Annotated in this window: 14 protein-coding genes; 7 read left to right on the top strand and 7 right to left on the bottom strand. The window is 70.1% G+C overall.

The annotated features are described in order from the left end of the window. Window position 1: 1 nt before the first annotated feature. Together WBG06_RS24870 and WBG06_RS24875 are read right to left on the bottom strand one after the other, a co-directional pair. Window positions 2-337, bottom strand: a complete 336-nt coding sequence (locus tag WBG06_RS24870; protein ID WP_336740250.1) for a DUF1048 domain-containing protein — start codon at window positions 335-337, stop codon at window positions 2-4. A gap of 230 nt (window positions 338-567) precedes the next feature. Next, a complete protein-coding gene (locus WBG06_RS24875) occupies window positions 568-1,065 on the bottom strand; it encodes a hypothetical protein (protein WP_336740252.1) in 498 nt (165 codons plus the stop codon). Window positions 1,066-1,306: 241 nt separating this feature from the next. Between WBG06_RS24875 and WBG06_RS24880 the strand changes: the two genes are divergently transcribed. From WBG06_RS24880 to WBG06_RS24895, 4 genes are all read left to right on the top strand, one after another. Next, window positions 1,307-3,568 (top strand): HAD-IB family hydrolase, encoded by a 2,262-nt coding sequence (locus tag WBG06_RS24880; protein ID WP_336740254.1) that lies wholly within the window; start codon window positions 1,307-1,309, stop codon window positions 3,566-3,568. An 11-nt stretch (window positions 3,569-3,579) separates the two neighbouring features. Then, window positions 3,580-4,770: a zinc-dependent alcohol dehydrogenase gene (locus WBG06_RS24885; protein ID WP_336740256.1), complete on the top strand. Its 1,191-nt coding sequence runs from the start codon at window positions 3,580-3,582 to the stop codon at window positions 4,768-4,770. Between the two features lie 34 nt (window positions 4,771-4,804). Continuing rightward, window positions 4,805-6,385 (top strand): lactate racemase domain-containing protein, encoded by a 1,581-nt coding sequence (locus WBG06_RS24890; RefSeq protein ID WP_336740258.1) that lies wholly within the window; start codon window positions 4,805-4,807, stop codon window positions 6,383-6,385. Between the two features lie 115 nt (window positions 6,386-6,500). After that, window positions 6,501-7,433 carry a lysophospholipid acyltransferase family protein gene (locus tag WBG06_RS24895; protein ID WP_336740260.1) on the top strand — a complete coding sequence of 311 codons (933 nt, stop codon included), beginning with the start codon at window positions 6,501-6,503 and terminating at the stop codon, window positions 7,431-7,433. A 6-nt stretch (window positions 7,434-7,439) separates the two neighbouring features. On the opposite strand, the gene WBG06_RS24900 is transcribed toward WBG06_RS24895, so the two are convergent. Both WBG06_RS24900 and WBG06_RS24905 read right to left on the bottom strand, forming a co-directional pair. Next, complete coding sequence (locus WBG06_RS24900; protein ID WP_336740262.1) at window positions 7,440-8,522, bottom strand: baeRF2 domain-containing protein; 1,083 nt, start codon at window positions 8,520-8,522, stop codon at window positions 7,440-7,442. A 43-nt stretch (window positions 8,523-8,565) separates the two neighbouring features. Continuing rightward, the gene (locus tag WBG06_RS24905; RefSeq protein ID WP_336740264.1) at window positions 8,566-9,000 is read right to left on the bottom strand and encodes a hypothetical protein; all 435 of its coding nucleotides are present in this window, start codon (window positions 8,998-9,000) and stop codon (window positions 8,566-8,568) included. A 149-nt stretch (window positions 9,001-9,149) separates the two neighbouring features. Here WBG06_RS24905 and WBG06_RS24910 point away from each other — a divergent pair, with 149 nt between their 5' ends. Beyond that, window positions 9,150-9,533 (top strand): hypothetical protein, encoded by a 384-nt coding sequence (locus WBG06_RS24910; RefSeq protein WP_336740266.1) that lies wholly within the window; start codon window positions 9,150-9,152, stop codon window positions 9,531-9,533. Window positions 9,534-9,541: 8 nt separating this feature from the next. Beyond that, window positions 9,542-10,414 (top strand): serine/threonine-protein kinase, encoded by an 873-nt coding sequence (locus tag WBG06_RS24915; protein ID WP_336740269.1) that lies wholly within the window; start codon window positions 9,542-9,544, stop codon window positions 10,412-10,414. 12 nt (window positions 10,415-10,426) lie between these two features. Here the strand turns inward: WBG06_RS24915 and WBG06_RS24920 are convergent, their stop codons facing one another. Genes WBG06_RS24920 through WBG06_RS24930 form a run of 3 tightly spaced genes read right to left on the bottom strand, consistent with a single transcriptional unit; the run spans window position 10,427 to window position 12,808 of the window. Further along, on the bottom strand, window positions 10,427-11,092 hold the full coding sequence (locus WBG06_RS24920) for a response regulator transcription factor (protein WP_008358089.1): 666 nt from the start codon (window positions 11,090-11,092) through the stop codon (window positions 10,427-10,429). Beyond that, entirely contained in the window at window positions 11,077-12,543 is a 1,467-nt protein-coding gene (locus WBG06_RS24925) for a sensor histidine kinase (protein ID WP_336740272.1), read from the bottom strand. The genes WBG06_RS24920 and WBG06_RS24925 overlap by 16 nt, the downstream gene beginning before the upstream one ends. Continuing rightward, window positions 12,530-12,808: a hypothetical protein gene (locus WBG06_RS24930; protein ID WP_336740274.1), complete on the bottom strand. Its 279-nt coding sequence runs from the start codon at window positions 12,806-12,808 to the stop codon at window positions 12,530-12,532. Before WBG06_RS24930 ends, WBG06_RS24925 begins: the two co-directional genes overlap by 14 nt. Window positions 12,809-12,910: 102 nt before the next feature. Here WBG06_RS24930 and WBG06_RS24935 point away from each other — a divergent pair, with 102 nt between their 5' ends. After that, window positions 12,911-14,452 carry an AMP-binding protein gene (locus tag WBG06_RS24935; RefSeq protein ID WP_336740276.1) on the top strand — a complete coding sequence of 514 codons (1,542 nt, stop codon included), beginning with the start codon at window positions 12,911-12,913 and terminating at the stop codon, window positions 14,450-14,452. Window positions 14,453-14,459 lie beyond the last annotated feature (7 nt).

Genomic DNA, 14,459 nt, shown 5'->3' on the forward strand with positions numbered 1-14,459 from the left:
CTCACGCCAGCTTCCGGGCGACCTCGTTGAGCGTGGCCCGCAGCTTGTCGCGGTAGACGTCCTGCTGCTCGGGCAGCCGGGCGTCGCAGAACGCAGCCAGATCGTTCCCGGTGACCTCGACGACGCTGCGACCGGCGGCCGCCTCGGTCTCGAACAGGTCCAGGACCTCGCGGAGGATCTCGACGATGTCCATGCCGTCGCCGGCGGTGAACCGCCACATGTAGCTCTTCATCTCGGCGTAGACGGCCCGGTAGTCGGCCGGCAGCTCGGCCGCACGGGCCTCCATGCGCTTCCAGTCCTTCTTGTCCCCGACGAGGCGGCTGAGGATGTTGTTCATGACGGTGCTCCTTCGGTTCGGTGCTTTCGGTGTCGGCTCCCTGTCTGGGGCCGTGCAAGAAGCGTGCAGCCCTGACGCTGCGTCAAGGTCAAGCACCGACCCGAAAATCGACGCCGAGAAGTCAGAAATTGGCGCCGAGACGGCACTTTTCGACGCCGAGAAGGCAGCCTCGGGAGTGCCCGGAAACTGACTTCTCGCCGGCAAGAACTGACTCTTCGGCGCGGGGAGGGTCAGGGGGCGGCGATCATCTCGACCAGCCGGCCCATCGCGCGGAGCTCGGCGTCGTGGAGACCGTCGTCGGGGACGATGACCAGGGACCAGAGGCGGCTGTCGACGGCGACGTTGCCGACGACGAGGTCGCCGTCGGAGTGCTTCTCGACGCACACGAAGGCGCGCTCGCCGATCTCGACGGGTGCGGGGGAGGTGATGCAGTCGGCACGGCTGGCGTCGAGCCCGGCCTCGACGGAGGTGTCGACCAGGGTCGTCACGAAGATGGCGCCGCGGTCGCTGGTGTAGGTGCACACGTCCGCGTCGGCGCTGTGCTCCCAGGTGCCGGGGATGGCGCTGGCGACCTGACCGGGCTCGAACAGGCACGGGCCGGCGGCCCCGGTAGGAGCGGAGGTCGACGGGCTCGGGCCAGGGCTGCTGGTCGTCGGATCGCCGGACCCGCAGCCCGCCAGAGGGGTCGCGAAGAGGACGGCTGCGATGCTGAGCAGCTTCCTCGACACGTACGTCTCCTCGGGTTTGCGGGGGTCCCGCCAGTTTCGCAGGTCAGCCTCCGAAGCCCGCAACCGAGGATCCATCCGATGCGGCGAGATCGGGGACCACGGTGCGGAGACGCGCCCGACCACACATCGGTCTCCAGATCGTCGTCCGATGGCTTATACGTAGCGAGCCTCGCGGAAGGTTGGGTGCTGATTTGAACAGAAGTCCCACACTGGCTTGCCCGGATTGGGCAGAATCGCGGGCGTGACCTCTGAGATCAGAGAACGGCTCGCGGGGCAGCACGTCCTGCTCACAGGAGTGACCGGGTTCGTGGGGGAGGCGCTGCTCCATCTGCTGCTGACAGAGGTGCCGGACGTACGCCTCAGCGTCCTGGTCCGACGGAAGGGGTCGATCTCGGGGGCCGACCGGATATCGAAGCTGCTTGCCAAGCCGATCTTCGAGGCGGTCGCGGACGCGGAGGTGAACGTCGTCGAGGGCGATCTCTCCGACCCGCCCGCGCTGCCGAGCGATCTCGATGCGGTGGTGCACTCCGCGGGTGACGTCTCGTTCGACCCGCCGGTCGACGAGGGGTTCATGAGCAACGTCGTCGGGGTCCGGGAGCTGCTCAGGCGGATCGAGGAGACCGGGCGCGACATCCACTATCTGCACGTCTCGACCGCCTACGTGTCCGGCCGCCGCCGCGGGCACATCCCCGAGGGGCCGGTGGACCATGCGGTCGACGTCGATGCCGAGCTCGCCTGGGGCCTGGCCCAGCGCGCCGCCGTCGAGGAGCGCTCGCGCAGCGTCGAGGTCATCTCCAAGCTGCGCAAGCAGGCCGAGCGGGAGCACGGTCGTGCCGGCCTGATGACCGCCGCTGCCGCCACCGAGGAGGCACGGAAGAAGTGGGTCAAGGACGAGCTCGTACGCCTCGGTGCCGAGCGCGCGCGCTCGCTGGGCTGGACCGACTGCTACACCTTCACCAAGGCGTTGGGGGAGCGGGTCGTCGAGGCGTACGCCGCGCAGGGGAACCGAGCGACGATCTACCGCCCGGCGATCATCGAGTCGGCTCTTGCCCGCCCGCATCCGGGATGGATCGAGGGGTTCAAGATGGCCGAGCCGCTGATCCTCGCCTACGGGCGCGGCGAGCTGCCGCTCTTCCCGGCGGCCGCGGACACCGCCATCGACATCGTGCCCGTCGACCACGTGGTCGCCTCCATCGTCGCCTGCCTCGCCCACCCGCCTCAGCACGGTGAGCCGGCCTATTTCCACCTCGCCTCGGGCGACCGCAACCCGGTGACCTTCGAGATGCTCTACGAGAACGTGCGCGCCTACTTCGCGAAGGAGCCCTTCGCGGCCGGCGACCGCGGGGCCGTGCGGCTGCCCGAGTGGACCTTCCCCGGTGGAGCGTCGGTCGAGCGGCTGATGACGACCGGGGAGAAGGTGCACAAGATCGCCGACACCCTTCTCGGGCTGGCGCCGCGCAGCGACCGCACCCGCGGCTGGGCGCGCGACCTCGACCGGCAGGGCCGGCGGCTGAAGTTCCTGCGGCGCTACCTGGACCTCTACAAGGAGTACGCCCAGGCCGATCTGCGCTTCGTCGACGCCAACACGCTCGCGCTCTACCGGTCGCTGTCGCCCGCCGACCAGGAGACCTTCGCCTTCGACACCGGCGTGATCGACTGGCACGAGTATCTCTATGGCATCCACGTGCCTTCGGTGACCAAGCCGGTCCGCGAGCTCGACGAGCTGCGCAAGCTGCGGAAGAAGCCGGTTCCCGGACGGATGCCACGGATCTCGGCGCCCTCGCCCACCGAGGAGAAGCGGGTCGCGGCGTTCTTCGACCTCGACGGCACCCTGATGTCCTCCAACGTGATCGAGACCTACCTCTGGCTGCGTCTCGGCGAGCTGTCGGGCACCCAGAAGGCAGCCGAGATCGCCCGGATGGCGGGCAAGGTGCCCAGCTACGTGTGGGCCGACCGTGCCGAGCGCAGCTCGCTGCTGCGTACGGTCTACAAGGAGTACGCCGGTGCGCGGCTCGCCGAGCTCGACGAGATCGTCGACCAGCACCTGACCACCCATATCCTCGGCCGCCTGGCCCCGGACGCGGTCCGGCGGATCCGCGAGCACCGTGCCGCCGGGCACGTGACGGTGCTGGTCACCGGCGCGATCCGGCCGCTGACCCGGCCGCTGCTCCCGCTGTTCGACCACGTCGAGGCGGCCGACCTGGCCGTCGACGATCGGGGGATCTGCACCGGCCATCTGTCGGCCTCGCCGCTGGTGGGGGAGTCGCGCGGCGCGTTCGTCCGCGAGTGGTCCCGCCGCGAGGGCATCTCGCCGTCCGACTGCTTCGCCTACGCCGACTCCCACTCGGATCTCCCGCTGCTCGCCGCGGTCGGTCATCCGGTCGCGGTCCGGCCCGACGTACCTCTCTTCCGGCATGCCAAGAAGTCGCACTGGACGATCGTCGACTGGGAATCTCCGGGCCACGCGAGCCGCACGCTCGACCCGGCTGGGCTGAACCGATGAGGAGGGGCTGAATGCTCGCGCTCGAGATGTACCGCAGCGTCGCGAAGACGGCGCTGGGGAAGGTCGCCGGCGGCCGGATGCCGCTGCTCCTGACCGGGGCCGCGGCGCCGCTGCGGATGGTGACGCTCGACCCGCCGAAGGTCGTCCACGACGGGTGGGCGCGGCTGCGGGTCTCGCTCTCCGGGATCTGCGGGTCCGACCTCGGGATGCTGTCGGGGAAGACGTCCCTCTACTTCCAGCCGCTGGTGAGCCTGCCGTTCGTCCCCGGCCACGAGATCGTCGGTGAGCTGATCGATCCGTGCGGCGACCTGGCGGCCGGCACCCGCGTGGTCGTCGACCCGGTCCTCACCTGTGCCGCACGAGGGCTGGAGGCGTGCGAGGCGTGTGCGCGCGGAGAGACCAACCGGTGCTCCCGGATCACCGTCGGCGACATCTCCTCCGGCCTGCAGACCGGGTTCTGCCACGACACCGGCGGCGGCTGGTCGCAGCAGCTCTCGGTGCACCGCTCACAGCTCCACGTGGTGCCGGAGGGATACTCCGACGAGCAGGCGCTGCTCGCCGAGCCGGTTGCGTGCGCGGTGCACACGGCCCGACGTGCCGCGGTCCGGCCGGGAGACCGCGTGCTCGTCTCGGGCGCCGGTGCGGTGGGGCTGCTGGCCACGCTCGCGCTGCGCGAGCTCACCGACGCCGGTGAGATCGTGGTCGTCGCCAAGCACGCTCATCAACGGGAGCTGGCGCTGGAGTTCGGCGCCACCGAGGTCGTCGCGCCGAGCGAGACGCTGCGGAGAATTCGGCGTGCGACCAGCGCTTTCATGATCGAACCGGAGATGATGGCGTCTCCCTACCTGCTCGGCGGCGTGGACGTGACCGTCGACGCGGTCGGTTCCAAGGAGTCGCTGCAGACCTGCCTGCATGCCACCCGTGCCGGCGGCCGGGTGGTGCTCTCCGGGATGCCCGCCTCCGCCGATCTGTCCGCGGCCTGGTTCCGGGAGCTCGAGGTGGTCGGGACGTACGCCTCCTCGCGGGGCTCCGGCGACTTCGCCACCGCTCTCGACCTGGTCGGCCACGACGCCATGTGCCGCCTCGCCAAGACCGTCGCGCCCTACCCGCTCCACCGCTGGCGCGAGGCCCTCGACCATGCCCACTCAGCCGGTCGGCTCGGCACCGTCAAGGTGGCGTTCGACCCCCGCCGAACGAATTGAGCAGAGCCGTCTTGAAATCGAAGGAGAGTCATCGATGACACGCCCAGGATTCGTTCTGGAGGTCGACGACCGTACGCCGCCTCTGCTCGTCCACGAGGGGCTCGGGTTCCGGCTGGAGGAGTTCCCGCAGGGCACCCGGGTGGTCTACCCGCCCGAGTCGCTGCCGACGGTGCCGGACGTGGACGCGGCGATCCGGGAGTCGTTGGAGAACCCGGTCGACTCCGAGCCGCTGCGGGAGCTGATGTTTCCGGGGATGCGGCTGACGATCGCCTTCGACGACCTCTCCCTGCCGCTGCCCACGATGAAGGCGCCCGACATCCGGGGCCGAATCATCGAGCAGGTGCTCACGATCGCCGCCGAGAAGGGCGTCGACGACGTCGAGATCATCGCCGCGCTCGCGCTGCACCGACGGATGACCGACGCGGAGATGAAGCACATCGTCGGCGAGCGCGTCTTCCGCTCTTTCGCGCCCTCCGGGAAGCTCTACAACCACGACGCCGAGGACCGCGCCAACCTCGAGCACATGGGCGTCACCGAGAAGGGCGAGGACGTCGAGATCAACAAGCGGGCGGCCACCTCCGACCTGCTGATCTACGTCAACGTCAACCTGGTCGCAATGGACGGCGGCCACAAGTCGGTCGGCATCGGGCTGGCGTCCTACAAGTCGATCAAGCACCACCACAACGCCAAGACGATGGTCCACTCGCGCTCCTTCATGGACCACAAGCACTCCGAGATGCACTCCTCAGCCTGGCGGATGGGCCGGCTGATCGGGGAGCACGTCAAGGTGTTCCAGATCGAGACGACGCTCGACAACGAGGTGTTCGGTCGCCCCTACGACACGCTCCTGAAGCGCGAGTGGGAGTGGTCGCTGCGCGACCAGGCGACCGTGCTCGGCCTGCGCCGAGGGCTGGCGGTCGCGCCGCAGAAGATGCGCCACAAGATGTTCCACGACCTGCGCTCCAACTACGGGCTGACCGGGATCACCGCCGGTGCCGTCGAGCCGGTTCACGAGCTCACCGTGCAGCGTGTCCACCAGCAGCAGCGGGTGAAGGTCGAGGGGCAGTCGGACGTGATGGTGATGGGGGTGCCCTACCTCGGCCCCTACAACGTCAACTCGACCATGAACCCGATCCTGGCCGCCTGCATGGGCCTGGGCTACTACTTCAACTCCTACCTGCGCCAGCCGGTCGTGCGCGAGGGTGGCGTCGCGATCCTCTACCACCCGCTCGACGAGGGCTTCAACACCCTCACCCACCCCTCCTACGTCGACTTCTACGAGGAGGTGCTCGCCGACACGACCGACCCGGCCTTGATCGGGCCGAAGTTCGAGGAGCAGTTCGCCACGGACCCCTGGTACGTCCACCTCTACCGCACCTCCAACGCCTACCACGGCGTCCACCCGTTCTACATGTGGTACTGGATCGCGCACGCCCTCGACCACCTCGGCGACGTGATCTGGGTCGGCGGGAACCCGAAGGCCGCCGCCCGGATGGGCTTCCGGTCCGCGACCACCCTGCGCGACGCCCTGGAGATGGCGAGCTCGACCGTCGGCCCGTCGCCGTCGATCACCTACCTGCGCAACCCCCCGCACCTCCTGGCGGACGTGCGATGAGGGGGGTCGGCGGATCGTGGGGCACGTGTAACACGCTGTTCGGAGCACTATCCGGTCGTTCAGATAGGGCGAGTAGTACTACGAACGACGTGTTACACGGCGAGGAGGCGCCTCGATGAGCAGCTTCTGGAAGGACACCGCCCGCGACGTACGCCTCATGAAGCGGGGCTGGCGGTGGGGGCACCGGGCGCAGGTGCCGAGGTCGGCGGAGCCGTTCGTACCACCGGCCACGACGACTGTCTTCGACAACGAGTGGTCGCGGAAGCCGGCGGCGCGAGCCGTCCGGGAGGTCGCGCAGGCCGGGCTCGAGGCGGTCTTCAGGTCCCAGGTGAAGACCCGGGTCGAGGGCCTCGACGTGCTCGACCGGCTCGAGGGCCCGGTGATCTTCGTGGCCAACCACGCCTCTCACCTCGACACCCCGCTGATCTTGCTGAGTCTTCCGGACCAGTGGCGGCGGCGTACGGCGGTGGCGGCCGCCGCCGACTACTTCTTCGACACCTGGTGGCGGGCGGTGGGATCCTCGCTGGTCTTCAACACGCTGCCGATCGACCGCCGCGGGGGAGCGTTGTCGACCCAGCCGGGGGAAGTGCTCGCCGAGGGCTGGTCGCTGGTCGTCTTCCCCGAGGGCACGCGCTCCAAGGACGGCACCGTCGGCCGGTTCCGGTCGGGTGCGGCCTACCTGGCGATCGAGTACGGAGTTCCGATCGTGCCGATCGCCCACCGGGGCACCTACGCGGCGATGCCGCGCGGCGTGAGCTGGCCGGGGAAGGACACCTCCGGTGGCCGGCGGCAGCTGACCGTACGTTTCGGGGAGCCGCTCCGCGCCGCCGAGGGCGAGTCGGTCCGCGAGCTCGCGCCCCGGATCCGGGCAGCCGTGGCGAGGCTGCTCGATGAGGACGAGACGGACTGGTACGCCTCGATGCGCCGCGCCGCCGAGCGCAGCACGCCCGACCCGGCCGGCGAGGAGATCGCCGAGTGGCGCAAGGTCTGGGCGGCCACGGAGTCTCCCGACACCGAGCCGGACAAGATCCGGGCCTGGCGCCGCTGAGCCGGGTCAGGACCAGCGCAGCAGCGCGGCCACGGGCGCGTCGCCGAGCACGCTGGCGGGCAGGACGCACACCTCGGCGTCGGTGAGGACCGCCGCGGCGATGAGCGCCTCGCCGGCCTCGACCGGGCCGGTGACCGGAGCCTCGCCGAAGGTGAGACCAGGGTGGTCGGCCGGGTCGAGCATGCGCCCGGCGAGCGCGCCGGGGTCGATCAGCAGGGTCTCGACGCGGCCGGTGACGAAGGCATCGGCGACGTCGCGTACGCCGGTGGCCGCGCGGTCGCCGCGGCCCCAGGCCTCCTCGAGCCGTCGGACGAGGGCCGTGCGACGGCGTACGACTCGGTCCATCAGCGCGCTGCGGATGGCGTCGTCGCGAGCCTGGTCGCCGCCGTCGGTGGCGCGCTGTCCGCTCGTCAGCTCGACCACCTCGACAGGCTGGTCGGCGAGGTCGTCGCGCAGCCTGCCGACCGAGGCCGGGTCGCCGCCGACGAGCACGAGGTCGTGGCCATGAGCCCGGATCAGCCGGATGACCTCCTCGGCCACCTTGTCGGCGTTGTTGCGCCACACGTTGTCGGTGGTCTGCTGCATGCGGAAGGCCGCCCAGCCGACGTTGTCCTGGACCTTGTGCACGTGCTCGAGCTCGTCACCCTCGACGGTGGTGGTCGCCGTCGGCTGGGGCAGTCCGGAGTCCCACAGCGAGATCTCGCCACCGGTGTGGTCGACGAGGACCAGCACGAACGGCATCGAGGCGTCGCGGGCGGCGATCCAGGAGCCGAGGTCGGGGAGCGGGTCCCAGGTCGCGACCTGGTTCGTCACCTCCGCGACGGCCACCTGGTCGTAGGCGATCCCCTCGGGGGTCGCGACGACGACGTGGGCCAGGGGCGCGGGCTGGTGCGGGTTCGCCTCCAGGCGCTCGGCGACCTGGGCTACGACCTCCGGCGGAGCACCCTGCGCGGAGAGCTCCTCGCAGGCCGCGCGTACGCGCAGCTCCTTGGCGTGGGCCGCGTTCTCCGAGTCCTGGCTGACGTCGGCCAGCACGGTGGCGTACGGCCCTGGGCGGGTCAACAGGTTGGTGAATCCAGCGGTGTCCATATCGGTGTGGTACCCAGAGTCGGGGGCTGCCACACGGGTCTGTTCACCCTGCTTCGCAGGTCACCCCTGTGACGTGCCACTTCTCGTCCTTGCCCTTCCCGGAGCGGTCGACCGCGAGGGTGAAGACCGACTGGCCGCCGTCGGGGGTCAGCTCCACCGTGGCGCCGGTCTCGGTGAGCTCGGTCGAGATGATGCGTACCTTCTCCAGGTGGCCGCGCGCGTCGGCGGTCTTCTCAGTGGGCGGCGTCTGGACCGACGAGCAGGCGTTCCCCCACTGCTCGACCAGGTCGGCGTCGGCATCGATGCTGGTCCAGCTCGTCGCCTTCGCGAACCTGCTGGCGGCCGTCTCGGCCTGCTCGGTCGCGTGCTCGCGAAAGCGTGAGCGCGAGTAGCCGTAGCCGGCCACCGAGATCAGCACCCCGACGAGCACCAGTACGCCGACCTTGAGCGCGATCTCGCGCTTCTCCTTGCTCTCCACGGCACGTTCCTACCAGCACCGGCCACCTGACCCGAACCGGCTCGCGGATGAGAGACCTCTCATGGTCGTCTCACGGTCACCTCACCGCGGGCAGAGATGGTTCTTCCACAGGGCCGGGAACACCCGGGCCAGAACCGAGAGGACGAACCATGAAGAAGCTCCCGATGCTGCTGGCGACCGGGCTGGTCGGTGTGGTCGCGGCCGGTGCGGTCACGTTCCAGAGCGCCGCCGCTGACGACGACTACGCCAAGCGCGAGGAGAAGTCGAACACCCAGGTGACCACTGTCGACGACGTGGACGACGACGACAACGACGTCGACGACGTCACCCGCGACGGCGCCGACGACGTGACCAACGGGACCGGCGTGACCCGGGCGACCAAGGACGCCACCCGCGACAACACGCGGGACAACACGCGGGACAACACGAACGACGACACCACCAAGGACGGCGACACCAAGGACGGCGACACCAAGGACAACACCCGGGACGACAACACCCGGGACCAGGCCGACGACAAGTCCGAGGACTGAGCCCGCCGATGACCGACACCTGGGGCCTGGACCAGGGTGACGCGATCACCCCCGAGCTGACCGCGATGCGGCTGCTCGGGGGCGGCTCGTCGTACGAGGCCTTCCTGGCCTTCGACGAGATCACCTACGGCCCGGTCGTCGCCAAGGTCCTGCGACCGAACCTGATCGACAGCGAGACCAGCCGCAACGCGCTGCGGCGCGAGACCGATGCGCTGACGATCCTGAAGCATCCGGTCCTCGTCCGCGCCCTGCGCGAGGACCTCGACGGCGAGCGGCCGTACGTGGTGATGGAGCACGTCGAGGGCCCGCGGCTCTCGACCCTGATCCGTCGTCACGGGCGCCTCCCGGAGCAGCAGTATCTGCCGCTGGCGCTCGACCTCGCCTCGGTGCTGCACTACCTGCGCCGCTCCGGCTGGGTGCATCTCGACATCAAGCCGAGCAACCTGATCATGGGTTCACCGGCCCGGCTGATCGATCTCTCGGTGGCCCGACCCGTCGCCGCGGCGGCCGTGCTGCGCCACGAGATCGGCACCGACGCCTACATGGCGCCCGAGCAGTGCCTGCCCGGCGAGCGTGGCGAGGTCGGCCCGGCCAGCGACGTCTGGGCCCTGGGAGCGACCCTCTTCCACGCGGTCACCGGCGAACGGCCGTTCCCCCATGGCGACCCTTCTGCCGCGGACCGCACGGAGCGCTACCCGCAGCTCGTCTCCCGCCCCGGCGCCCTCCCCCGACGTACGCCGCCCGAGATCGCCAAGGTCATCGAGGCGTGCCTGGCGCCGGCCCCCGGCGACCGTCCCGCCCCGGCGGAGATCGCCGAGACGGTCTCCCCCGCGGTGGAGCGCCTCCCGCGCGCCTCGCTGGGTGGCCTGCGGATCGGCTGATATGACGGGGAGTCAGGGCTGGAAGCGGTAGCCCATGCCGCGGACGGTCTCGACCCGGGCCGACCCCAGCTTCTTGCGCAGGTAGCCGACGTAGACGTCGACGACGTTGGAGCCGGGGTCGAAGTCCATGCCCCAGGCCAGGTCGAGCAGCTGCGCACGAGAGAGCACCTGCCCCGGATGCCGCAGCAGCACCTCCGCCAGCGCGAACTCGCGCGCAGAGAGGTCGGTCTCGCGCCCGTCGACCCGCAGCCGTCGCGTACGCAGGTCCAGCGCCACCGAGCCGGAGCGGAGCTCGCCCACCTCGGCGTCGGTGTTGTCCTGCTGCCGCAGACGTACGTTGATCCGGGCCCGCAGCTCGGCGAAGCGGAACGGCTTGGCGAGATAGTCGTCGGCGCCGCCCTCGAGCGCGGAAACGGTGTCGTGCACCGAGTCGCGGGCGGTCAGCACCACCACCGGCATCCGGGACCCCTGGGCGCGCAGCTGGTCGAGCACCTCGAAGCCGTCGATGGTGGGGAGCCCGATGTCGAGCACCATCAGGTCGAAGGCGCCGCTGAGCGCCTCCTCGAGCCCTTCGAGGCCGTCGGCGACGGTGGTCGTCTGATGGCCGTCGGCGCTCAGGCCCTTGGCCAGAAACGCCGCGATGCGGTCCTCGTCCTCGACGATCAGGATGCGGGCCATGCCTCTCCTTCGGTGCGTGCGGGCAGAGTGATGGTGAAGCGGGCGCCGGGCCTGGCGTCCTCGACGGCCACGGCGCCTCCATGGGCGGTGGCGATGGCGGAGACGATGGCCAGCCCGAGCCCGAGTCCCGGCCGGTCGCCCGACCCCGTCTCGGTGCCGCGCGCGAACCGCTCGAAGATCCGCTCCCGGTCCTCGGCCGGAACCCCGGGGCCGGTGTCGCGCACCCACAGCCGCAGAGTGCCGTCGACCGTCGCCGAGCCGACGGCGATCCGGTCGCCAGGTGCGGTGTGACCGACGGCGTTGTCGCACAGCTGCAGCATCGCCTGGGTGACCCGTTGCGGGTCGAGGCGCCAGGTGCCGGGGGTGGCCGCGTCGAGATGCCAGTCGCGGTCGGCGAGCGCGCTGGCCTTGGCGAGGATGTCCTCGGTGAGGGTGTCGACGTCGACCTCCTCCAGGGTGAGGAAGTCGGGCCGGTCGTGCTTGGCCAGCAGGATCAGGTCGCCGACCAGACGGCTCATCCGGTCGATCTCGTCGAGCGCCAGCCGCCGGGTCTGCTCGACCTCTGCCGGGTCGGACTCGTCGAGGAGCTCGAGGTGGCCGCCGATGATCGTCAGCGGCGTACGCAGCTCGTGACCGGCATCGTCGAGGAACTGGCGTTGGTCGGAGAACGCCCGCTCCAGCCGGTCCAGCATGTCGTTGAAGTTCCTGGTCAGAGCCGAGATGTCGTCGTTTCCGGACTCGGGCAGGCGGGCGGAGAGATCGGTCGCGCTGATCGATCCGGTCGCCTGTCGCAGCCGGGTCAGCGGGGCCAGCAGGCGACCGGACTGCCAGGCCGCGACCACGGTGACGAGGAGTGCGAGGAGACCGGCCACGATCGTGTAGGTGCGCATCGTGCTGCGCAGCTCGGCACGGTCCTCGTCGAGGTAGGAGACGACCAGGAGGGCGCCCTCGGTGGTGCCCGTGGCGGTGTCCTGCCGCACCGGCTGGCTGGTGATGCGTACCTCGCCCTCGGGGGTCTCGAGATACGTCGTCCCGCCACTGACGGCCAAGTCGCGGACGGCGTTGCGGAACCGGGCGGAGGTGACCAGCGGATCCTCGGGAAACTGTGCGCGCGGCCGGCCGTCGACCCAGGCGACCAGGAGCTCGTCGTCGTCGGGGACGTTGCGGCGGAGGAACGTGAGCAGCAGACCCTCTACGTCGTACGGCGCCCGGGTCTCGGGGTCGATGCCCTCGGTGCGCAGCCTCGAGAACTCGTCGAGCTCCTGCTCCGTCTCCCGCGTGGTCGCGGCATCGACCCGGTTGAGCTCGACGGCGTAGACGATGAGACCGGCCCCGGCCAGGGCGAGGGTGACGAGCAGTGCGACCGAGGCCGTGAGCCGGGCGCGCACGGAGAGCCCCCGGCGCAGCGGTGGCGGTGTGGTCTCGGGCGGCTGAGGGTCAGTCGTCGTCATGGCGGTCGTCGTGGTCATCGTCGTCGTCATCATCATCGTCGACGGGACCAGGGGTGACGACCGGGACACCCGAAGGATCCGTGCTCGGGGACGATCCCGGGCCCGAAGAACCGGGCGCGGAGGGCGAGACGGACTCCGAGGGCAGCACGACGGGTTCGCGCGGTGGCGGGTCGTTCTCCGAGGCTCCGGCGAAGGAGCCGGCCAGGTAGATGCCCACGACGGCGAGGACCGCCAGGGGGAGGAGGATCTTCAGAGTGCGGGACATGACCCTTCGATAGTGCCTGACCACGTGGCAGCAGCGGGGATCCATGAGAGAGCTCTCATCGATACAGTGATGCGGGTCACGACTTGCACCTGGAGGTAGCCCGTGTTCGTTCCGTTCAGCGTCAACGACTTCATCGACCGTGCCGCATCCGTCTACGGCGAGCGGGTCGGCATCGTCGACGAGCCCGACCAGCCGGCGGCCCCGCTCGGGGAGGTGACGTACGCCGAGATGAAGGTGCTCGCCAAGCGGATGGCCGCACGGCTCGATGAGCTCGGCATCGGCGTGGGGGAGCGGGTCGCGATCGTCTCCCACAACTCCGCACGGCTGCTGACCGCCTTCTACGGAGTCTCCGGCTACGGCCGCATCTTGGTGCCCGTCAACTTCCGTCTCCGTCCCGACGAGGTCTCCTACATCGTGGAGCAGTCGGGCGCCTCCGTGCTGTGGGTCGACCCCGAGGTCGACGAAGCGCTGAAGGACGTCACCGCGAAGCACCGCTTCGTGCTCGGCGACGACGCCAACCTCTACGCCGCGGAAGGCGTCGAGCCGGTCCCGTGGGAGCCGGACGAGAACGCGACCGCGGCGATCAACTACACCTCCGGCACCACCGCCCGGCCCAAGGGCGTGCAGATCACCCACCGCAACATCTGGACCAACGCGCTGACCTTCGCGCTCCACGCCGGGTGCAGCGACCGCGACGTCTACCTGCACACGCTGCCGATGTTCCACGCCAACGGCTGGGGGATGCCGTTCGCCGCGACGGGTCTCGGCATCAAGCACATCGTGCTGCGCAAGGTCGACGGGATGGAGATCCTGCGCCGCGTACGTGACCACGGGGTCACCTACATGTGCGCCGCCCCCGCGGTGGCGGCCGCCGTGCTCGACGCGCTCCCGCAGTGGCAGGAGACCGAGGGGGAGATCCCCGGCCGCGACAAGGTGCGGATCATCATGGCCGGTGCTCCGCCGCCGACGAAGACCGTCGTACGCGTCCAGGAGGAGCTCGGCTGGGAGTTCATCCAGATCTACGGCCTCACCGAGACCTCGCCGCTGCTGACCATCAACCGCACCCGTGCCGAGTGGGACGACCTCGACCCGATGGAGCGCGCCGCGAAGCTGACCCGCGCCGGCGCGCCCGCGATCGGCGTGAGCCTCGACATCTCGCCCGACAAGGAGGTCCTGGCCCGCTCCAACGTGGTGCTCGAGGGCTACTGGGAGAAGCCGGAGGAGACCGAGAAGGCGCTGGCCGACGGCTGGTTCCACACCGGCGACGGTGGCAGCATCGGCGACGACGGCTACCTCACCATCTCCGACCGCATCAAGGACGTCATCATCACCGGCGGCGAGAACGTCAGCTCCGCCGAGGTGGAGGACGTCCTCTTCCTGCACCCCGCGGTCGCCGAGGTCGCCGTCATCGGCATCCCCAGCGAGAAGTGGGGCGAGACCATCCTGGCGCTCGTCGTCCTCGCCGAGGGCGCCTCGGCGACCCAGGAGGAGCTGATCGCCTGGTGCAAGGAGCGAGCCGCGGGATACAAGGCCCCGACCGTCGTCGAGTTCCGCGACTCGCTCGCTCGCACCGCCACCGGCAAGCTGCAGAAGTTCAAGCTCCGCGAGCCCTACTGGGGCGACCGCGAGCGCAAGGTCAACTGACGGTCGC

The organism is Nocardioides sp. CCNWLW239 (assembly GCF_037137035.1).
In the GTDB taxonomy this organism is placed as follows: domain Bacteria; phylum Actinomycetota; class Actinomycetes; order Propionibacteriales; family Nocardioidaceae; genus Nocardioides.